Source organism: Stenotrophomonas maltophilia group sp. RNC7, from assembly GCF_030910085.1.
In the GTDB taxonomy this organism is placed as follows: domain Bacteria; phylum Pseudomonadota; class Gammaproteobacteria; order Xanthomonadales; family Xanthomonadaceae; genus Stenotrophomonas; species Stenotrophomonas sepilia.
The window spans coordinates 1-3,086 of record NZ_JAVFVN010000701.1 but is presented as its reverse complement, the minus strand read 5'-3'; the positions used below and the strand labels follow the sequence as shown (position 1 = coordinate 3,086).

The 3,086-nt window shown below is 31.0% G+C and carries 3 protein-coding genes; all 3 read left to right on the top strand.

The window, feature by feature from the left end; translation table 11 throughout:
* The coding region (locus RCF13_RS14975) for a hypothetical protein (RefSeq protein ID WP_308141303.1) at nt 1-645 on the top strand (645 nt) is incomplete at its 5' end.
* A gap of 12 nt (nt 646-657) precedes the next feature.
* On the top strand, nt 658-819 hold the full coding sequence (locus RCF13_RS14970) for a hypothetical protein (RefSeq protein WP_308141302.1): 162 nt from the start codon (nt 658-660) through the stop codon (nt 817-819).
* Between the two features lie 5 nt (nt 820-824).
* Nucleotides 825-3,080, top strand: a complete 2,256-nt coding sequence (locus tag RCF13_RS14965) for an FtsK/SpoIIIE domain-containing protein (RefSeq protein ID WP_308141301.1) — start codon at nt 825-827, stop codon at nt 3,078-3,080.
* Nucleotides 3,081-3,086 lie beyond the last annotated feature (6 nt).

The following is a 3,086-nucleotide window of genomic DNA, read 5'->3' as shown; positions in this document are numbered from 1 at the left end:
AATACACCTTTCATAAAAGTTTTACAAAGAATGCCATTAGCTCTATTTGGATCAGCTGTTGCTCCGTATGCTTTTTCAAAGGCTTTTAGTTTTTTGAATCATTTAACAGATATAATTATTCGAATTGGAACTTCTCATATCGATGCAGGAAAAATGATTCTTGGAGCAAATACTACAAACTTAATTCCCGTTATAACATTGGTTGGTTTTGACCTTCTTGTTATATATTTGTTGCTGCCACTTTTATTAAAAGGAGGGAGAAGGTGGTTTGATTTAATATTACTTGTTATGAGTACACCATTAGTATTAACAGCGTGGGTTTTTGATAATACAAGACATATTTTTACCAAGTGGTTGTCTGTTATTAAAGAGTTAAGTTTAATTCAATTGATTTATGCTATTTTCATTACGTTTATGGCACTAGTATTATTTGCTACAGCGACATTTATGGGGCCGGAAGCCATTATTATTAAAATGCTTTTTGTTATTGGAGGATTATGGAGGTTATCTAATCCACCGCAATTTATTAAATCATATGAAGATCGCGGAGCAGATGTTTTACAAATTAAGCAAGACTATTTTAATTTGTTTAAGAAATCAAAGGATTTTACAAATATATTTGCAAAATTTAAAAGAAAAAAATAGGAGGTAGTAAAAATGAAGCAAGCGGTAATTTATATGGAGAATGTAGAAGAAGAAATTTTAGAAGTTGATTTTTTCTCATTACAAGATATTGCAGATATATTGAAAAGTAAAGGGATTGCAATGAGTAATGTAATAATGATTGATTTTAAAAATACCCCTGTCACAATTGGGTGAGAAAATTGCTTGCCTGGAAGAATATTTCCCATCCTATTGTTATAAGAAACATCGCAAAAGTGGATAAAGCCTTAGTGGGTCAGGTATCAACGAATATAACCAATGAGAATATGATTTGGGGTATAGAACAGATAATAAATAACAGTGGATTGCAAAATTACATGATTTTACCTATAACTAAGAGCAATCTCATAGGTGACTCTTATAATAAAGAGGTAACATGTATTGAAAATATAGATGATGTATCAATATATAGTGTCAATTATGCTTCACCTGAATTTTATCCTATAAATATTAACACGAGAACGAATTTGTTATTTAGAATGAAGCAGGTTCAACTAGACAATTTTGAAGGAAATGAATATGTACACCTTCAGCTGCTTCTTACTAAAAGTTCAAACAAGGAGCAGCTAATTGAACAATATTTACATTATTTAAAGGGACATAACTATGTAGGTAACAATAGGTTAACTAGGCGATTATTGTCCTCAATTCATGAATCATTTCAATTTTTAAAAGGAAAAGAGAGAGAGCAAGATTCAACAATAGAACAAAAACTATCGGATCATTTATTTCACTTTGAATTTCGTATTGCTATCGTTACAAGTGATGGTTTAAAAAAGAAAAAAATTTTAACTGAAATTGAAAAGTATTTGGCTGATTTACAGTATTTTAATCAACTGATTTTAGTAGAAGAATCTGACGTTGAAAGTACATTAAGGCATCTTCTAAATAGAGCTTTTACACCATTCAGAAAAAAGAAAAGTATAAGTTTAAATGAAGTTACTACCATTTTTAATAGTGATGAATACCTATTAGAACAATGCAGTTCTCAGAAAGTTAATAGTGCAAATGAGAACTTAGTTAGAAGAGAAATAGGGATAAACCATACATCAAAAATGAAAAATGCATTAGAACTAATAGAAATTTTACCTGAAGGAAAAACGAATAATAAAAAGGAAGTAGTACAGGATGAAATATCAGTAAAAATAACGCAATCATTAATTGAGCTAGGTGTCATTCAAGATTCATCAGCAGCAATTAGCATGTCAGAAGGAGCTACATTAAAACATTTAATATATACAGTACCATTACAAGTAAAGTTCAATAGTATTAAGAAAAATCTAGAGAATGTACGACTGGCGACTGGTATTGAAGAAATAGAAATTAAGAAAGGAACAGATGGTGGAACAATTATTGTTAGTTATCCCAAAGAGGATAGAAGTATTGTTTATTTAAGAGAACTAATAAGTAATCCGGAATTTTTAAAGTTCGCTGAAAAAGCCAGATTGCCTTTTATTTTGGGATTAGATGAAATAGGTAATTCCCCAGTATTTGCTGATTTAGCAAAGGTGTTTCATATTTTAGTAGCAGGTTCAACAGGTTCTGGTAAATCTGTCTGGTTAATTCAATTTATCATGACCTTATGCCTGTTTCATACACCTGAGACTCTTAGTTTTTATATTGTTGATCCAAAAAGAATAGATTTTAAAAAGTTTCAAGATTATCCGCACGTGCAAAAAATAGTGACAGAGGTAGGAGAGTCTTTAGCGTTATTAACTGCGATGGTTGAAGAAATGGATAAAAGATATTCTGTAATGGAGGAGTACGGAATAGATGAATTAGAAGAGTTTGATGATTATCCTAATCTTTCAAGACCACCCTATATAGTGTGTATAATAGACGAATTCTCGGATTTAATTCTACAATGTCCGGCTATAGAAAACCTTGTGGTACGCTTAGGTCAAAAAGCAAGGGCCTGTGGAATCCATATTGTATGTGGAACGCAGCGTCCTGAGGTTAAAGTGATAAGTGGGTTAATTAAAGCAAATTTACCAACAAAAATTGGGTTTTTATGTGGTTCTAATACGGACTATAAAACAATTTTTGGTACGTCTCAACCCTTTAGGCTTTTAGGATTAGGTGATGGTGTAGTAAAATTAGCTGGTGCTGAAAAAGAATTTATCCGTTTTCAAGGTGCTGTTATTCATGAAGATAAGATGAAAACAAAATCTTTTATAAAAGCACTAAATGAAAAAATGACTTATGATAAGCCTATAGAGGCATTAGATATAAAACCAATTCCAACTCCATTAGAGATATTAAGGGAACATATATTAACAACAGATGAAACAGGAATTACTGCTTTAAAAGCCTCCTTAAAAATAGATACTAATGTATTGCGTGAATTAATGGATCAGTTAGTAGAGGAAGGTATTTTGGAGAAATCTCCTAAAGGGAGATATAAAAGAAAAAACTAATAAGGG